This window comes from Alteribacter salitolerans, assembly GCF_016901055.1.
GTDB classification, from domain to species: domain Bacteria; phylum Bacillota; class Bacilli; order Bacillales; family Salisediminibacteriaceae; genus Alteribacter; species Alteribacter keqinensis.
The window spans coordinates 170,865-188,439 of sequence record NZ_JAFEUX010000001.1 but is presented as its reverse complement, the minus strand read 5'-3'; the positions used below and the strand labels follow the sequence as shown (position 1 = coordinate 188,439).

Below are 17,575 nucleotides of genomic sequence, written 5' to 3'. Positions count from 1 at the left end.
TATTTGTATACTTTTTCCCCTGACAGCCTTATTTTAACCGCAATACACGGAAATTCACCTTTTCTCAGCGATAACAACAGCAAGTGTTGCAATAGGGCCAACTAAAAGAGACAGAAGAAACCAGTTTAAGCCGCTCCGGTTTTTCCCCTGGGCAATTCCCGCATTAATAAGTGATAACGTGCCCCAGCCAATATAATATTCCTGCACCTGAAAAACCTCCCCTCATAATCATCCGTTCGTTTTTATAAAAAAGCTGTTTTCGTATTGATTTGCTTTTACCACACCACCGCTACAGTCGGACGCTTTCCTCCCTTCAGCCTCCTCGGGAAAGACCACCAACGCTGGGTCTTCAGCTGATGCTATTCACGCTTGAGTCGCCGCCTTTCGCTCCATAATTAATATTGACAAAGCAACAATGTTTCTGAAAACAGCTATTACTAAAAAGCAAAAAATCTTTTATAAACGTAGTGATGAAGGCAAAGTTCCCGAGACTCCTGTGGCAGTAATCATGAAATTAGCTTCGAGTTGCTTCGACGCAGAAAACCGCGAAGCGTAACTAAAGAATGCAAAAACAGAAATGTGTTCCTCTTTATCCAGGATTCTTTTTTCCTGTTCGAATCTTGGCTCTTCATCTCTTCAAGGGAAAAGAACACCTTTGGATCAAACCTTTATGAATGAACGAAAAAACAAGCCCGGACGCAAAAGCTCCGGGCCTTTCCTGATTACTCGATTGTTATCCCGTGAATGTAACCGCTGCGGCTTGCCAGTACGACAGTGTTATTATAAACGGCCGGTGAAGCTTCAATATTCACACCCAAGCTCACCTGGTCAATCATTTGACCATTTTCCCCGTTGAGAAGGGTCACATCCCCATTAAAATCACCTTGAATGAGATAGGCATTTCCTTTTTTATCATACACATCAACAGGCGAGCTCCAGGCATAAAAAGGCATATCCCTTGTCCAAACTTCTTCACCCGTTTCTTTGTCCAGCGCAGCCATCAGACCACGGTACCGTCCCCCGTGTCTTGCGATCGTAAAGATAACAACGTCTTCGATTGCCTGTTTACCGAGAACAGGTGTTGCAAGTACCCCTCCGGCTACACCGGGATAATAGAACGCCGAATAACTTTTCTGCCAGACCACTTCACCTGTCATGCCGTTAATTTTCCTTAGGTGACAGTCACCGTCCCGGCCAATGTTATCAACTTCAGTACCTGTATAAAGATAAGGCACGTCATCCACTACTTCAACAACAATAGTGGAGTCTGTATCATCCAGCGGCGGGAGTGCCCATACAGGAGACATGGTCTGCAGGTTCACCGCCATGATGGATCCGCCATTGTCGGCGAAGAAGGCAAGGTTTTTGTAGACAGCAACCGAGTTTTCGATCCCCTGATAGTCATTGCCTTCCACTTCGTAACGAAGCTTCAGTTCATCAGGTGCAACAGAAACAGTTCCGGCATCTTTATCAAACAATGTATTTAACTTCACTTTATAAAAGATACCGTTTTCCCCACCTACTACGAGAGTATCTGTCTTACGGTTAACGAGAGCTGAGCTGTCAAAAGCCCCCCATTCCCTGAATGCAAAACCATCACGTCCTGATATGTGATGAAGCAACGAGCCGTCAATCAGGCTGTAAATGGAAAGACCGAAAGAGTCCTCGTAAGGTACGCCGTCTCCCACATATAACAGGGGATACCCCCGGCTGTCAGCAGATACGCTGCCTTTAATCGGATTTCCCACTTCAATCGGATGTCTTGTCTCTTTTCCTGTCTCCAAGTCAAGAAAATAGACGTTCCCATCGAGAGATCCTTGAATCACTTCAACAAAATCTTCGTCATTGATAAATGGAGAATAAATGTTCATCATTTCCCGAACGTCTTTTTCCCATTTAACTAGGGCCGGCTGTCCTGTCCACCCTGCTCCCCCTCCCCAGTCACTGTTAAAACCTGTCCGGTACTGCCAGGACTCTTCAATTCCAAAAACACCGGTGTCCAACTGTCCGTAAGCAGGTTGATCCCGCATTGGTCCGCCGCGAAAAGTAAGGACCCCTTCAACATTTGTATAATCCTCCGGGAAAACTTCATCCGTTTTTATGTATAAATGCTCTGATTCATTGTTATGTTTAAGGTCAAATGAAATATTGCTGTGATCATAATGTTCAACTTTAAAAGCTGTGAATTCTTTGACTTCCTCTGCCTCTTTTTTATCCAGCTGCTCTCTTTCAGTCAAATCCGCTTTATCAGCCCGGTCACCGGCGTAACTGAAGTATGCAGTTTCTTCCTTTGCTAATAACGTGCCTGAACTGCAGGCCGTCATTAAACACAGCCCAAAAAAGATGAAAACCCCTCTTTTCATCCATCATCCCCCTTACACCCCTTGTTTTTCCAATATATCACAAAACCTCCCTTTTCCGTACTTTTTTCTCTATTATTTAAGACTCTTTTTAAATAAACTTTCGACTTTTCTGACATTAGATGAAGAACGCGAATCCTGCTATAACGAAACAGGGCTTGTGGACCATGGTTCCCTTATGATGACGCGTTGCAATTTGTCTTAATCTGACAGGTTGTAAGACTCACGGACCATCTTTTAGTCAGCATTCAACTAATTACTGTTTTTTCTGATAATTTTAGGTTACGATAATAAAAATACGCTCTTGTGAAGGAGGCAGGATTGTGAAGAACCATGTCTATCTGGAATGTTTGTCAAATGTGACCTCTGCCGACCTTTTGGACTTCGAAAAGGTGAACAGAATGTTTTTTGATGAAATTATTCCGAAGCGCTCTGATTCCGATTACGACCGTGAACCCTTTGAAGATACCCTTTCTTCGTTTTTGCAGGAAATTGAACAGGAAAAGTGCTTTATGTTTGTAGTGAGGAAGACAGAGGATAAGAGGATTGTCGGAAGAGTCAACCTGGTTAATGTGAATGTATCAGAAGATGGTGTAAAAAAAGCAGAGATAGGCTACCGGATTGGGCAGAAATATAAAGGTAAAGGGTATGCGACCCTGGCTGTCCAGCTTGCCAGCCGGATTGCAGCGGCTAAGGATATTAATCTCATAACAGCCGTAACGTTTACTGATAATATCAGTTCTCAGGTTGTTCTTCTAAAGAACGGGTTTCATGAGGCCGGTTTAAAAAAGAATGCGCTTGAGTTTCACGGAGAGTGGCTTGATTCAATCCAGTTTGAAAAGAGGCTCTCAAAATTAAGTTCGTGAGTGAGGGGTGCCGTATTTTTAATATTAATAGAGGCTATCCCAAAAAACGGGACAGCCTCTTACCATTATTAAGCTTTTACCGGCGCACCGTGACAGTAGCTCATCACCATGTGTGTGAGCAGTTCCTCATTTACGTAGACAGGCTTTTCTCCAACCCGCTCCAGCATGGCTTTCGTATTGCTGTCATCAAAGGCTACGTTTTTACTCAAATATGTCTGGAAGACACTTAAAGGTTCATTCCAGCGAAGTTCTTCTGCCGTCAGCTGAGGCAGATAGTCTTTTGGCTTTAACACGACATTATCAAGATTGAGGGCATTTTTAATGATGGAAAAAATCGCACCATTGGACAGTTCATAACTGTTCGTAATATGGTAGATCTCACCTTTTTCGGCTTCATCAGCTCCTGTTGAGAGAACATTTACAACGTAATCAACCGGGACAAAGTTGGACGGTGTGTTTTCATCACACAGAAACGTATATCTTTTGCTCTGTTCGCTGATTCTTCTTTCTATCCGCTTTTTAAACAATTGAAAGCTACGCAGCATGCCGTAAAGGGCAAACGTTGTCTCTGCTTCTCCGGTTTTTGAATCTCCAATGATAATAGAAGGACGGAAAATGCTCACATCCAGTCTGTCCCGGTAGGAGTAGACGAGATGCTCTGCATGACATTTACTTTCTTCATAGCTGTTCACAAACGCGCCGTTCGTATCATGAAGGGTTTCTTTTGCGTATTCTTTCATACCGAGTGTATAAGCCGTACTAACATGAAAGAATTTTTTTGCACCAATTGTTACAGCGAAGTCCAGAATATTTCTGGTGCCCTCAACATTAATGTTAAACGACGTTTCTCTCTCTCTGTCATCAAAAGAGAGGTACGCAGCACTGTGGTAGACTATGTCAATTTTGTCTTCCGTAAGCTCTTTTACTCTATCTTCGTCAAGATTAAGAGAGGAATCTGAAAGACTTCCAAAAACGATATTAAAACGTTTCATAAGGCTTTGAGGTATTTTATCCAAGAGCGCCTTCTTTTTCCGCTCGCTTCTCACCAGGGCATAAACATGGTGTCCTTTTTCCAGCAGCTTCTCTGTAAGCTTTGAACCTACAAAGCCTGTCGCTCCAGTCACAAAAATCTTCATGTGACCACTCCTTTATCCAAATTTTCTAAAAACAATATATTACAATAAAAGTTAATGTTTTTCCTTAAATGTTAAAAGATGTATTAAATTCTGTTTTTATTACATTAGTTATCAGTAAAATTAACACATATTCTATAATAACATTGTTTTCCCCTCAACAATAAGGTATATTTGTACATAAATCTTTTTGTATACTAAAATAGCCTTTAAATGAGGGTACTATAATGCTATTAAACTTTCAAACACATTACTGTGACAACAATGAAGAATGGATTGTCCTTTTCCATGGACTCGGAGGAAACCACTCGATCTTCTATAAACAGATTGAGCCATTTAAAAAACATTTTAATCTGCTATGTATTGATTTTCCCGGTCACGGGGAATCGGGGTCTTTTGACGATCCTGATTATCTGACGCTGACCAGTGAAAAAGTAATTGAACTGATGAACCATCTGAAAATTAAAACAGCTCACTTTGTAGGGGTATCCCTTGGAACCATCGTCATGCAGGATATTTCCCTGCGTCACGGGCACCGCATCCGGTCCATGGTTCTTGCCGGCGCTGCTTCAAAATTTTTGAAGTGGGGTCAAATTCTCTGCAAGCTGACACTTGCAAAGCCTGTTCGTAAGGTTCTGCCTTATATGCTTCCCTACTCAATCTTTGCATTTTTACTGATGCCAAAGAAAAACCACAGGAAAGCAAGGACAATCTTTATCAGGGAAGCTTTCAAACTCGGAAAGAATGACTACCTGAAATGGGCCCACGTAGCAAAATACGCCTACAAAACGTATGACAGACTCACCCTTAGAAAAAACGTAATACCTAAGCTGTATATCTCAGGTTCCGAGGATCACATGTTCCTAAAGGGAATACAAAAGTTTGTAAAAACCGAAGCCAGCTCTGACCTCACAATTATTCCTGACTGCGGGCATGTATGCAACATTGAAAAAGCCGAAACGTTTAACAAAAAGGCTCTTGCATTCTTAAAGGATATCCGAGCGATCCATCAGCAGCAGAACAGAAAAGTTATCTGAAAAAAGCTGTCCCCGAAGGTCAACAAACCTTTTGGACAGCTTTTTTCATGTTATTGAACTAATGTGCTGTTAAGCAATGACGGTCTGTTTACAAAACGCCCAGTCAGACTCCATCTGCCTGCAAGGTCTCATCTACCCGCTTTTTACCGAAGTCTATTCAGCCAGACTCCGCAGAAAAAAATCTTATGTTAACGTTTTGCACCAGCCTGCCCCTGTTTTATATCCGCACTTTACCAGCTGTCTCTGTCATGAAGTTTTTTATCAGCTCATTTACCCGCGGGGCATTATCACGGTTCGTTGCATGGGCTGCATTTTCAATCACTTCCCATTTTGCCCCGGGGATGGTTTGTGCCATATACTCCTGCTGATGCCTGATGATAATGTCATGCTCTCCCTGGAGAATCAGAGTGGGACAGGATATCGTACTCAGTCTCTCCCGGCAGTCCATCCGGGTCAGGGCAGACCAGATACTGGACCAGTCTTTTTGCGTCAGGGATAATACAGCTTCTTCGATGAAAAGACGGTTTGAAGGATTGTAGCGGGAAAAGTAAATCCCTTGTGCTCTGGCGAAGGCTTTTATAGGGATAAAGTTGAACATGAGCCTCTGGATGGGTATCATCATTTGTTCGTATTTATTAAACCTGAACGAACACGGGGCCCCTATGGCAATAATGCCGGCAACCCGCCCAGGGTGCATTATGGCCGTCTGCATGCTGATTATGCCACCCATTGAAAGCCCGCATAGAACAGTTTTTTCAATTGACAGATGATCAAGAAGCTCAATGAGGTCCTGAATAAAAATCTCCCCATTAAGCTCCTGGTCCTCTTTGCAGCGGGATTTTCCATGTCCGCGCACATCCCACACGATGACTTTATATTTTTCTTTTAATGCATCAACCTGAGGCTCCCACAGCCGGTGATTCCATGAAGCACCATGAGTAAACAGGATGGGGATCCCTTCTCCGTAAACCTCATAATAGACAGGACCGTTTGTACCGTTTAAGAAAGCCACTCTCACTCCCCCCTTCTTAGGATGCAGATTCCGATACAATTTTCTTTTAATTCATTTTACGCCTTCCAAAATTGGATAACAATGGGTAATTATATAATCGATCCAATGAACTTGGGACTCATTGGAATGAATTTTGGATTTGTGATTATAAATCAATGAAGAGACTGTCTGACAATACGGGGTGAACAGATGAATTTCATGATCACGTGCGCGATCCTGCTGGTTGTTTTATTCTTATTGAGAGCAACTCAGCGATATTCCAAGCCATCAAAGAGGGCATGGTGGAAAAAATACGTTCCGTCTTTGATTACATTTACTGCATCCGCTGTATTTCTTGTAAAAGCTCATTACTTTTCCACCATTTATCAGCCGATTGTTGATATGACGTTCTTTATTCTTTTTGGTGTTTTGAGTATCGTTTCGTTTTTCATTGTTCTGATCTCCCACAGGTTCACAAAAGAAAAATAGAAGAAGGAGCAATTTGTAACAAAAACACAACTTAAGTCCACTTCAAAAATACGAACACCTGTTTTACTCTTAAGTGGGTGATGGTTTATGGAAATGCTTGACTACTCTTACTTAAAGAGGCGGGCTATGAAAGCCTGGTTTGATGAGTTCCCGAACAGCCCCGTCATTTTCCGCGTAATCGGACATTATTACTTTGTGTACCGGGTGATGTGGTCTAATGACGATCCAATTGTAGAACGGGAAGCGCTAATTGAGATGGAAAGACTGCTCAACAGAGAACTCGGTACAGAAGATGCCTACCTCAAACGCAAACGGATGGTGTAATGCCAGTCGCTTTTTCTTTTTGGTTTTGCACCGGACTTTTCACAGCCCCGGGATTATCGTACAATAGAAGTAGTATGCAATAGAGGTGAAGATCAGTGGCAAACGATCTGTTTATGTGGTTTATTTTCTTATGGTCAATCCTGTTAATGGGACTTGTGTCCATCGGCGGCTATTTTATGTTCAGGAAGTTTCTTAAGAAGCTGCCTAAAGAAGACGGAAAATCGATTCTTGACTGGCAGGATTACTATATTAATGAAACACTTCATTTATGGTCTGATGAAGATAAAGCGTTTTTAAACGAACTCGTAGAACCCGTTCCGGAACTCTTCCGTGACGTTGCGAAAGGTAAGATTGCAGGTAAAATCGGCGAATTTGCTCTGGAGGAAAAAGCAGACGAAATGACAGAGGATTTAATTATTAAAGGCTACATCGCAGCTACACCCAAACGCGATCACAAATTTCTGGTCAAAAAACTGCGGGAGAAAAAGATCGATATCAGTCAGTATGAAGGATATTTTCAGCAGTAGGTATCTAATAGAGGTGTCTCATCAGGTTGAAATAACCCTGTTGAGACACCTTTATTTTGACCAGCCGAAAAGCGAGAAGGATTTGTCGAAAATTGACTAATTCTCTTTAAACTGTCCAAAGTTATGCATAAATGTCTCTGGATTCTGTATACACGGACCAAAGTTCTCCATAAACACGCTTAAAGTCTGCATAAACACGCTGAAGTTATCCATAACCTACTGGGAATTCATAAGGAAATGCCATATGCGTTGTAAACAGTCTGTTTAAGTATAAAATTAACCCGCTACCAATTAAGGAAGCGGGTTTTCTGTCTGTAATTGCATTGAATTTGCCGTGTTCCGGTCGGTAAGTGTTCTTTGAACTTTTCTGAATTTCACCAGCATGGCAATCCGCCAGGGCAGAATCATTCCAAATGCAAGTACAAAAAACATTCCTGCAAGCTCTTCAACCTGGATTTGGTGGCCAAACGTCAGTTTAAAAATGACACGAAGCAAGAGCAGCCCCACAAGAATAAAAGCAAACGCTTTTGAGCGCATTAAGTAGATATCATTATTGCGTACTTCGAACTTGCTTGTTTTAATAAGCAGGATGGAAAACAAAACCCCTACTGAAAATGCTTCCAAAAACTGCAACGGGGTAATCCTGGCGGGTTCATATACAAACATTAAAAAGCCGGTGCTCATGGCAATCGGCGGGATAATAATTTTTCGGGCGTTTGCGGGCTTTTTCATGGCTCTCATCCGGATCATTAATGCAAAGAGACCCATAATAACGGCTAAAATTGTAAAAACAATACCAAGCAAGGGTTCATCCCCTCCAGACTGTACAATCATAAGATGCTCTATTTAGTATATCACCTCGTACAACCCCTTACCAGTTCATTTCAGAACAAAGAGAAAAAACAGCCTGGACCCAAAAGCGGATCCAGACCGTTCTATTATTTTACATCATAGCCCTGGTCGTCAATCTCTTCTTTCATGGCCTCGATCGTTACAGTCGAATCATCATACTCAACCGTCACATTTTTTTCTTTAAGATTAACTTCTGCTGCATGGACACCGGACATGTTCGTTAATGCCCCTTCTACAGCTGATTTACAGTGATTGCATGTCATACCTTCTACAAGAATTGCTTCTTTTTTCATCTTTGAGTCCCCCTTATTATGAGCGTGAAAACTGTTCAATAACTTTCATAAGTTCATCGATAGCCTCGTCACCGTCACCTTGCTCAACGGCATTTTTTACACAACCCCGGGTATGGTCTTCCAGCAACGTATAGCCGACTTTTTTTAAAGCTGCGCTGATAGCAGAAAGCTGTACAAGAACATCGATGCAGTAACGATCGTCCTCGATCATTCTCTGAATCCCTCTTACCTGGCCTTCAATACGTTTCATTCTGTTAATGAGCTTTTCTTTTTCATCGGACGTGCGCCTGGTGACAGTATGAGAAGGCACAAGCTCGATATCCAGTTTTTTTGACATCATTCTCACCTCAGTTTCTCTACATTCACCATACCCCCATTAGGTATTCTTTGTCAACTTTCAGTGTCATATTGCTCTTCTATTGCTCTCTTTAAACTAATCAGATGCTCACCATCTTCTTTCTTCAGCATCTTCACCATCAAAGGCCTCATCAGCTTCATTGAAAGCTTCGTCGCCGTAACTTCACCCGTGAACCTTACCCTGGTCTGACTGCCTTTGTCTTCAAAAACATAATGGTAAACAACTTCAAGCCCTTTATTAACACTTTTAATCGAGTATAGGTTCGGCGCTTGATACTTCACGACTTCGAGTACAGCACCGACTTTGCGGTTGCGGAACTCGCGAATTTCTTCAAATTGGGTACCTTCTCTTACAGGTCCCTCCGTGAGCTTGTTTACTTCTACTACGTTGGCTAAAACGTCTGTGCTGTTCTCAAGGTTACTTGCATACGAAAAAACTTCTTCCAGCGGCCGGTCAATCATCACTTCTTCTTTTAAATCCGCCAATGAACCTCAGCTCCTTTATTTTTTCAATTAAAGAGGATTTTCAAGTTTTTGTACTCCTTGTTGCAAGAGATACATTTTATGATAGAGCCCTTCTTCTTTTAACAGGGAGTCGTGAGTACCTCTTTCAACAATTTCACCCTGATGGAGTACAAGAATGTGGTCCGCATCTTTGATTGTCGACAGGCGGTGGGCAATGGCGATGGTCGTCCGTCCCAGTCTCATCTTTTCCAGTGCCTTTTGAATTTCAGTTTCCGTTTCTGTATCCACACTTGCTGTTGCTTCATCAAGAATGAGGATTTTCGGCTTTTTAGCCATCGTTCTTGCAAAGGATAAGAGCTGCCTTTGTCCGCTTGAGAACGTCGATCCCCTTTCACCTACCGGAGAATCATAGCCTTGTGGCATCCGGTCAATAAAGGAGTCGGCATGCACAAATCTTGCTGCGTCTATGACGTCGGCCTCCGAAATCCTGTCATCATACAATTTAATATTATGTCTGATGTCCCCGAAAAACAAGAAAGGATCCTGCAGGACAAGTCCGGTTTTTTCCCTCAGTTCTTTGTCTTCGAACGTAGTAAGGCTGTGGCCGTCTATTAGTATCTCACCCTTCCCGGGCGTATAAAAGCGCATCAGAAGATTAATAATCGAACTTTTTCCACTGCCCGTATGACCGACAAGAGCCAGTGTTCCTCCTTCTTTCACTTTAAAACTGATATTCTTCAACACATCCTGTTTCCCGTCATAGGAGAACGTGACATCTTTAAACTCTACCACACCTCGGGAAATGCCCGGGCTGTCAGTCCCTGTTTTCCCCGGTGCAAGCTCATCGTGATCCATGAGCCTAAACACTCTTCCTGCGGAAATGAGAGCCTGCTGGAAAATAGAGAGCCGCTGCATCATCTGGTTAACAGGTTCAAAAAAACGGTCGAGGTAGTTAACAAAGGCGTACAGGACACCGATCTCCACCGGACTGTTCAGAGATACGATGCCGAAGTAGCTGAGAACCATGACCAGAGCAAGAATTGAAATCACATCTACCGCAGGCCTTAGAAGAAGCCCGTCAAGCTTTATACTTTTATACCATGCCTCGTGATGCTTCTGGTTAATTTCCTGGAATTCACGGTTCATCCTTCGCTCCTGGCGAAAGACCTGAATGATCGCCATTCCCTGGATGGATTCATTTAACCGGGCATTTAACTGACTGAGCTTTTCACTCATCTCGGCATAGTACCTGGAACTGAACTTCCGGTACAGCTGCATGATGACCACAAGGAACGGCAGGATGAACAGGCAGAATAATGCCAATTGGACGTTTAAGTAGAACATGGCAAAAAATACACCAATGAGAAAAACAATGTTCTGTACAAAGACAGCCATCACACTTACATACAGTTCCTTTACCTGCTCTGTGTCATTGGTAATACGTGATACAAGTCCTCCGCCCGGGAACTGGTCAAAGAAGGAAAGTCCCAGTTTTTCTACTTTTTTAAATACATCAATCCGGAGCTCCTGGATGATGCCAAGTGCAACCTTTTGAAACATAAGGAGCTGTGCATAGTTCATAATTGCTGCAGAAAAATGCAGGCCCAGGTAGCCTGCCGCAAGCAGGACAAGGGGCTGTGTATCAAAAATCCCCTGGGTAAGGTAGTCATCAATGAAAATCTTCACAAGAATAGGTCCGAGAATTTCAGCTCCTGTCCCCCCGACCAAAAGGATAAAAGCAACTGTGAGCCATTTCCAATGAGGCTTTGCATAGGCAAGGAGACGTTTAAACACCAGGCTTTGTTTTAACGGTTCAAGGAGGTATGCATGTCTGTCTTTCATGAAGAGTGCCCTCCTTTTTCAATGAGTGATTCCAGTTGCTGGTGTTCATACATGCGCCTGTACCAGCCATCACTCTTCATCAGTTCTGTATGGGTTCCCCGTTCTGCAATCCGCCCCCGGTCCATGACAATGATCAGATCAGCATGATTGATGGCACTGAGTCTGTGAGCGGTAATAAAGGTGGTTTTTCCTTTCCTTACACTTCTCAAAGACTCGAGTATGGCTTCTTCCGTTTTTGCATCCACCGCAGAGAGGCTGTCATCCAGGATCAGGACTTCAGGATTCATAAGCAGAGCCCTTGCAATACTGATTCTCTGTTTCTGCCCTCCTGATAATGTCACTCCCCGTTCCCCTACAACTGTTTCATAACCTTCTTCAAACCTGACGATGTCTTCATGGATAGACGCGAGCTTTGCGGCTTTAATAATGTCACTGTAGGATGCATCCGGACATGCAAAGCTGATATTATCCGCAATGGTGGCTGAAAATAAAAAATGATCCTGCGGCACATACCCAAACGAAGTTCTGAGAGCATCCAGTGTATACGCTTCAGTTTTTTTCCCGCCAAAACGGATCTCACCGTCCGCTAAATTAAATTCACGCATGAGCGCTTTTACAAGTGTCGTTTTACCGCTCCCCGTCCTGCCCGCAATTCCGATCGTCTGACCCTTTTCGGAAGTGAAACGAATGTTCTCGAGGCTCGGTTCTTCAGCATTTTCATATGTAAAGCGTTCAATCTCAAAGTCAATGCTGCCTGTCGGAGGCTCGTCAACGGCTCCGGGCTCGTCAGATACATCCTGTTTTTCATTTAAAAGACTTGATACACGGTCATAGGAGGCCCTTCCCCGTTCAACAATATTAAACAGCCATCCGAATGCGAGCATCGGCCAGATTAACAGACCCAGATAAACAGTAAAACTTGTGAGCTGCCCGATTGTAATGTCGCCACTTACAACGAACCCTGCTCCAAATGCAACTGACAGGAAAAAGGACAGGCCTACAATGACGGAAATGGTCGGATCGAATAAAGCGTCGATACGGGCAACGGATACATTCCGCTTTACTACTTCAGCTGATTTTTCCCTGAATGCCTCCACTTCGTGATCCTCATATCCGAAGGCTTTTGTCACACGAATACCTGACATGCTCTCCTGTACTTTATCGTTTAAGGAAGAAAAGGCCGCCTGCGCTTTTCCGAAACGGGTGTGGAGCAGGGAACCGTACTTGCTCGTAGCATATGCCATTAAAGGCATGGGAATAAGGGCAATGAGCGTCAATTCCCAGCTGATGGTCACAGCCATGGTAATGATTACAAAGCCGCCCATTGTAAGAGAGTCGACCAGGGTGAGGACCCCTGCTCCCGCTGTCTGTTCAATGGCTCTGATATCATTTGTAGAATGAGCCATCAGATCCCCTGTCCGTTTTCGGTGATAAAAAGAAGTGGCCATTTTCGAAAAATGGTCGTACAGGTTATTTCTGAGAAGCCTGGCCAGCTTTATGGCAGACCCGAAAATCAGGATTCTCCACAAATAACGGAGAATATAAATAACAATGGCCAGGCCGCCAAGCGTGAGCATCCACTGCATCAGAATCTGCTCAGTAAGGGTGTTGTTGTTGATATGGTCCACGATCACACCGACCGTATAAGGGGGGATCAGGCTTAAAAATGAAACAACAGCAAGGACCAGAATCCCTCCACCGTACTGCCACTTTTCTCTCTTAAAATACCATAGTAAATCAATAAATACTTTCACGTGACACACCCCGGTTTTGTTCTATTCAGATTTTTCCAACGATAAAAACCCATGTTTATCATATCAGATATGAAAATAGTGGAAAAGTAAAAAATTGACCAGACGGATATGCCTGAATGATAAAAAAGAAATTCAGGTGTCTTTTCAGGCTGAGCGTAAGAAAAAGCCGGTCCATAAGGGGACTCCCTCACAGACCGGCTTCTGATACGTATTCATTGATTAGTCATGCTCTGTAAACAACACCTCACCTGTATAGGCATCAAGGTATACTTCAACTTCTTTGTCATTTCCATATTCAATTTCAACTTCATACATTAGCTTTCCTTTTTTCTTTTCGAGCTCGATATCATCAATGTATCCTTCTCCAATGTGGGCAAGGGCGATTTCTCCGGCTTTTTCAGAAGAAATTTTCTCTTCATTTTGCTCGTGGTCACTTGATTTGTTATCATTTTTGCCTTCAGACTGTCTGTTCTCCGCTTTTTTCAGATCAGAATCAACCTTAACAATCTCCCCGGTTACAGCGTCTACATAAACATCGCCGTCTTCGCCTTTATAATCAATTTCAACTTCATACACGAGTTTACCCTTTTCCTTTTCAAGCTCCACTTCATCGATTTTTGCATTTTCAAATCGTTCTTTCACAATAGCAACGGCGTCATTTTTAGTGAGCTGCTCTTTACTGTTTTGTTTTTTGCTGTTTTGGTCTTTTTGTTCTTCTGTTGTTTCTTCTGCTTCTGTTTCGAATGAAGAATCCAAGTCCACTGTATTGACTGAACCTTCATTTGAGTTGGCCATGGCCAGAGCGGATGTGCCTCCGATTACAAAAATACTTGTTAAAACGACTGAGAGTTTTTTCATTTCTGTGTTCCTCCTTGTTTTGTTGTTACTTACACTATAGCCAAGGAAGATGATAGAACCCTTAGACAAAAATGAGAAAACGATGAGAAATAGAAGAGGATTTATTAATCATCAAACGTAACCGAAATCACCTCACCCGTGTAGGCATCGATAATAATGTCTGCCTCAACGTCTGTGTCGTCATTTTCAATCTCAATATCATATACAAGGCGTCCGTCTTTCTGTTCAAGGTCGACGTCATCCACTTCACCCTGGAATTCACGGAGAGCAATTTCGATCGCTTCATCTTCAGAAATAGGCTCCTGCTGTTCAGGTTCATCTTCTTCCTGTGTATACAAAAGCACTTCCCCGCTTACGGCATCAAGCTCAAACGTACCTGTTCCACCTTCCTGATCCACCGTCACGTGGTAAATCGCACGCCCTTCTTCTTCACGCTGTTCAACTTCAAGGATCGTCGCGTCTCCATCGACAGAATCCAGTACCCGCTCACTGATTTCTTCAACCGTAAGGGTCTGCCGGTCTTTGCCTTCACCGTCTTCATTATGTTCAAGCAGTTCCATCTCAAGGATTTCGCCTGTTTCAGCTAAAACAACGATATAATACGTTCCCTCACGTGCAGCCAGCTCAACCTGGTAAATATCTTCTCCCTGTTCGTTACCGGATCTGATCTCCTTTACTTCACCATCGTACCGTTCTTCAAGCATGTCGCCAATTGCGTCTTCAGACAGGTTTGCACTTGCCTTCATATTTGTATAAATTACCGTTCCTGCGATTAGAATCAAAATGACGGTTAATGCTGCTATTACGTTTTTTTTCATAATCTCAGTCCTTCCTCAGGAAGGATAAGAGTAAACACAGACCCTTTTCCTTCCTCACTTTCAACTTTAATTGTTCCTTTGTGACTTTTGGCGATGGCCATGGCGATCGAGAGGCCAAGCCCTGTCCCCCCAGTTTTCCGCGTTCTTGCTTTATCGACTCTGAAAAAGCGTTCAAAAACAGAGTGCAGATCCTCTTCCGGGATACCGATCCCGAAATCCCGGACTTCAACATGCTGACTGCCGTCCACTTTTTTTACATTAACCGTCAGACCCTCTTCACTGTACTTTAATCCGTTGTCTATTAAAATAAAGAGAAGCTGGTTAAGCTTTCCTTCATCTCCATTTATAACGGCTTCTTCGGAGCATTGAACATCTACTTGTCTTTGATAAGCAGTGCCGAGCTTTTTCGCAATTTCCGAAGTCAGTCTGCACAAATCAACGTTCATCACCTGCAGCGTCTCCTCTGTTTCTCCTGACGCGAGGGCAAGCATCTGATTTGTCATCTCTTTCATCCTGCGGGATTCTGAATCAATGGCGTTTACTGCCTCCTCCAGCACCTCAGGACGCTCCATTCCCCACCTTTTCAACAGCCGTGCATAGCTGCAGATAACCGTCAGAGGGGTTTTTAATTCATGAGAAGCATCAGAGACAAACTGTTTTTGTTTATCAAAATTTTTCTTTAACAGATCAATCATATGATTAAATGAATGTCCCATCATGGCAAGTTCATCTTTTGCCCGTTCATCGATATCAATCTTCTTAAAGCTTCCCTCTTCCCTTATCTGGTTCATCGTCTGCACAAGATTTTGAACCGGAAGAAGAATAAAACGGCTTAACGCCCTCGCTGCAAAGAAAGAAGGAATTAAGATGACAATTGATGAAATGAGTAAAATAACCCGGAGAATACCCAGCGTTTCTTCATAGGTATTCATAGGTGCAATGAGCTCAAGGGAGGCAATGGATCCATCCGTCCAGATAACCGGGCTTCTTGCACTGGCGTATGCCTGCTCATTAAACGTGATGTCCTCTGTCGTTTCCCGTGGGGAAAACTCAGGACTGATCCCGTTCAATTCTATATTTTTAGTCACGGCAATCGGGGTTTCACTATTTTCCCGGACAACCCTGATCATACCGCCCTCAGGTACAGAAGCACCGATAAACGCCCCTGCATCATCCTCGTTGTTACCAGTCGTCTGCATGGCTTCAACCACAGTCCTCGCCTGACTCATAGCCCTGTCAAGCTCTGCATTCATTGTGTAATGGTGAAAGAGAAAATAGATGCTGGTATTGACTATCAGAAGCAAAACGAGAAGTGTAACTGTGGAATAGAGTGTAATGCGATGAGAGAGTTTCATTTTATTTCAACTCCTTCATTACATACCCTACTCCCCGTATGGTATGGATGAGCTGTGTTTCAAATGGTTTATCTGTTTTTTGCCTCAGGTACCTTATATACACATCCACAACATTGGTTTCACCGAAATAATCAAACCCCCAGACCTTTTCTAAAATCTGCTCTCTTGTAAGAACCTGCTTCGGATGTTCAAGCAAGTAAACAAGCAGGTCATATTCCCGGGGTGTAAGCTCAATTTGATTGCCGTTCCGCTTTACTTCTCTCGTTTTTGTATTTACAGACAAGTCCAGAAAAGTAAGCAGGGTATCATCATCTTTCTGATCTTTTTTACCTGCGGCCGATCTCAGGCAGGCACGGATTCTTGCCAGGAGTTCCTCAATTTCAAATGGCTTTGTGACATAGTCATTTGCACCCTGATCGAGACCGGTGACTTTATCGACGATGGCATCTCTTGCCGTCAGCATAATAACAGGCGTCTGATTATCACCAGCCCTCAGCCTCCTGAGCACTTCGATTCCGCTTATATGGGGAATCATCACGTCCAGAAGTATGAGATCCCATTCTTCTTTTTGAATGGCTTCCCATCCGGATCGTCCGTCTTCTTTTATCTCTACAGTATAGCCTTCATATTCAAGCTCAAGCTTAATAACCCGGGCGATATTTGCTTCGTCTTCTATAATTAAAATTCGGATTTGTTCCACCAGGATCAGCTCCTCATCTGAGAGGTGTTATTTTTTTATAGTGTACACGAAAAAAATGAGAGAATGATGAGAAACGCTTTTTCTTTTCGGTTTTGTTAAACTCAGGTGTTGATTTTCCCTCATTGCAGCGGGGGCGCCGGTGAACCTCCTGAAGGTTTATGCCTGGTTTTTCCTCTACCAGTAACGCTACACAGATATGGGCGTCAAAGCCATATACAGCTTATTCGCGGTGTAACTGATCGTTGCTCCAGCAGGAGTGTCGCGCATTCGTTGCAGTCAACATTGTTAACAACTGTACTCTAAAGGAAGTGAAATTGGCAAAAATCCATGGAAAAAAAACAAGAAAGAGGCTGGGACAGAAGTGTTTTAATCAACGAGAATCCGAACAAATAACATGCGGTGCAAATAAATCGCTCCTGAAATATACTCCGCTTTCCGCGGAAAGCGGGTGAGCCTCCTCGTGCTGCGCACTGCGGGGTCTCACCTTTGCTTTTCATTCCGCAGGAGTCTACGTATATTTCATCCGCTATGTTCGCGTATTGTTCGGATTCTCA

At 43.3% G+C, this 17,575-nt stretch carries 19 protein-coding genes; 5 read left to right on the top strand and 14 right to left on the bottom strand.

Annotation, left to right across the window (positions count from 1 at the left end):
* Positions 1-54 precede the first annotated feature (54 nt).
* Entirely contained in the window at positions 55-207 is a 153-nt protein-coding gene (locus JSY36_RS00915) for a hypothetical protein (protein ID WP_205164862.1), read from the bottom strand.
* A gap of 515 nt (positions 208-722) precedes the next feature.
* Positions 723-2,363, bottom strand: a complete 1,641-nt coding sequence (locus tag JSY36_RS00910) for a PQQ-binding-like beta-propeller repeat protein (protein WP_122896985.1) — start codon at positions 2,361-2,363, stop codon at positions 723-725.
* Positions 2,364-2,683: 320 nt separating this feature from the next.
* Here JSY36_RS00910 and JSY36_RS00905 point away from each other — a divergent pair, with 320 nt between their 5' ends.
* The gene (locus tag JSY36_RS00905) at positions 2,684-3,226 is read left to right on the top strand and encodes a GNAT family N-acetyltransferase (protein ID WP_122896986.1); all 543 of its coding nucleotides are present in this window, start codon (positions 2,684-2,686) and stop codon (positions 3,224-3,226) included.
* Positions 3,227-3,294: 68 nt separating this feature from the next.
* Here JSY36_RS00905 and JSY36_RS00900 read toward each other — a convergent pair whose 3' ends face one another.
* On the bottom strand, positions 3,295-4,362 hold the full coding sequence (locus JSY36_RS00900) for an SDR family oxidoreductase (protein ID WP_205164861.1): 1,068 nt from the start codon (positions 4,360-4,362) through the stop codon (positions 3,295-3,297).
* A 224-nt stretch (positions 4,363-4,586) separates the two neighbouring features.
* Here JSY36_RS00900 and JSY36_RS00895 point away from each other — a divergent pair, with 224 nt between their 5' ends.
* Entirely contained in the window at positions 4,587-5,396 is an 810-nt protein-coding gene (locus tag JSY36_RS00895) for an alpha/beta fold hydrolase (protein ID WP_205164860.1), read from the top strand.
* Positions 5,397-5,613: 217 nt separating this feature from the next.
* Here JSY36_RS00895 and JSY36_RS00890 read toward each other — a convergent pair whose 3' ends face one another.
* Positions 5,614-6,408: an alpha/beta fold hydrolase gene (locus tag JSY36_RS00890; protein ID WP_205164859.1), complete on the bottom strand. Its 795-nt coding sequence runs from the start codon at positions 6,406-6,408 to the stop codon at positions 5,614-5,616.
* 189 nt (positions 6,409-6,597) lie between these two features.
* On the opposite strand from JSY36_RS00890, the gene JSY36_RS00885 reads away from it, so the two are divergent.
* From JSY36_RS00885 to JSY36_RS00875, 3 genes are all read left to right on the top strand, one after another.
* Positions 6,598-6,876, top strand: coding sequence for a hypothetical protein (locus JSY36_RS00885; protein ID WP_205164858.1), 279 nt, complete (start codon positions 6,598-6,600; stop codon positions 6,874-6,876).
* Between the two features lie 126 nt (positions 6,877-7,002).
* On the top strand, positions 7,003-7,200 hold the full coding sequence (locus JSY36_RS00880; RefSeq protein ID WP_236784355.1) for a hypothetical protein: 198 nt from the start codon (positions 7,003-7,005) through the stop codon (positions 7,198-7,200).
* A gap of 113 nt (positions 7,201-7,313) precedes the next feature.
* Positions 7,314-7,727, top strand: a complete 414-nt coding sequence (locus JSY36_RS00875; protein WP_205165176.1) for a DUF2621 domain-containing protein — start codon at positions 7,314-7,316, stop codon at positions 7,725-7,727.
* Between the two features lie 291 nt (positions 7,728-8,018).
* Here JSY36_RS00875 and JSY36_RS00870 read toward each other — a convergent pair whose 3' ends face one another.
* From JSY36_RS00870 to JSY36_RS00825, 10 genes are all read right to left on the bottom strand, one after another.
* Positions 8,019-8,531, bottom strand: a complete 513-nt coding sequence (locus JSY36_RS00870) for a CcdC family protein (protein ID WP_272873228.1) — start codon at positions 8,529-8,531, stop codon at positions 8,019-8,021.
* 134 nt (positions 8,532-8,665) lie between these two features.
* On the bottom strand, positions 8,666-8,872 hold the full coding sequence (gene copZ / locus JSY36_RS00865) for a copper chaperone CopZ (RefSeq protein WP_205164855.1): 207 nt from the start codon (positions 8,870-8,872) through the stop codon (positions 8,666-8,668).
* 16 nt (positions 8,873-8,888) lie between these two features.
* Positions 8,889-9,212: a metal-sensitive transcriptional regulator gene (locus JSY36_RS00860; protein WP_205164854.1), complete on the bottom strand. Its 324-nt coding sequence runs from the start codon at positions 9,210-9,212 to the stop codon at positions 8,889-8,891.
* 50 nt (positions 9,213-9,262) lie between these two features.
* On the bottom strand, positions 9,263-9,715 hold the full coding sequence (locus tag JSY36_RS00855) for an SRPBCC family protein (protein ID WP_122896994.1): 453 nt from the start codon (positions 9,713-9,715) through the stop codon (positions 9,263-9,265).
* Positions 9,716-9,742: 27 nt separating this feature from the next.
* The gene (locus tag JSY36_RS00850) at positions 9,743-11,536 is read right to left on the bottom strand and encodes an ABC transporter ATP-binding protein (RefSeq protein ID WP_205164853.1); all 1,794 of its coding nucleotides are present in this window, start codon (positions 11,534-11,536) and stop codon (positions 9,743-9,745) included.
* Positions 11,533-13,290: an ABC transporter transmembrane domain-containing protein gene (locus JSY36_RS00845; RefSeq protein ID WP_205164852.1), complete on the bottom strand. Its 1,758-nt coding sequence runs from the start codon at positions 13,288-13,290 to the stop codon at positions 11,533-11,535. The genes JSY36_RS00850 and JSY36_RS00845 overlap by 4 nt, the downstream gene beginning before the upstream one ends.
* Positions 13,291-13,509: 219 nt before the next feature.
* Positions 13,510-14,148, bottom strand: a complete 639-nt coding sequence (locus JSY36_RS00840; RefSeq protein ID WP_205164851.1) for a PepSY domain-containing protein — start codon at positions 14,146-14,148, stop codon at positions 13,510-13,512.
* Between the two features lie 104 nt (positions 14,149-14,252).
* On the bottom strand, positions 14,253-14,966 hold the full coding sequence (locus JSY36_RS00835) for a PepSY domain-containing protein (RefSeq protein ID WP_205164850.1): 714 nt from the start codon (positions 14,964-14,966) through the stop codon (positions 14,253-14,255).
* Positions 14,963-16,321 carry a sensor histidine kinase gene (locus tag JSY36_RS00830; RefSeq protein ID WP_205164849.1) on the bottom strand — a complete coding sequence of 453 codons (1,359 nt, stop codon included), beginning with the start codon at positions 16,319-16,321 and terminating at the stop codon, positions 14,963-14,965. Before JSY36_RS00830 ends, JSY36_RS00835 begins: the two co-directional genes overlap by 4 nt.
* Position 16,322: 1 nt before the next feature.
* Positions 16,323-17,021, bottom strand: a complete 699-nt coding sequence (locus JSY36_RS00825; RefSeq protein WP_205164848.1) for a response regulator — start codon at positions 17,019-17,021, stop codon at positions 16,323-16,325.
* Positions 17,022-17,575 lie beyond the last annotated feature (554 nt).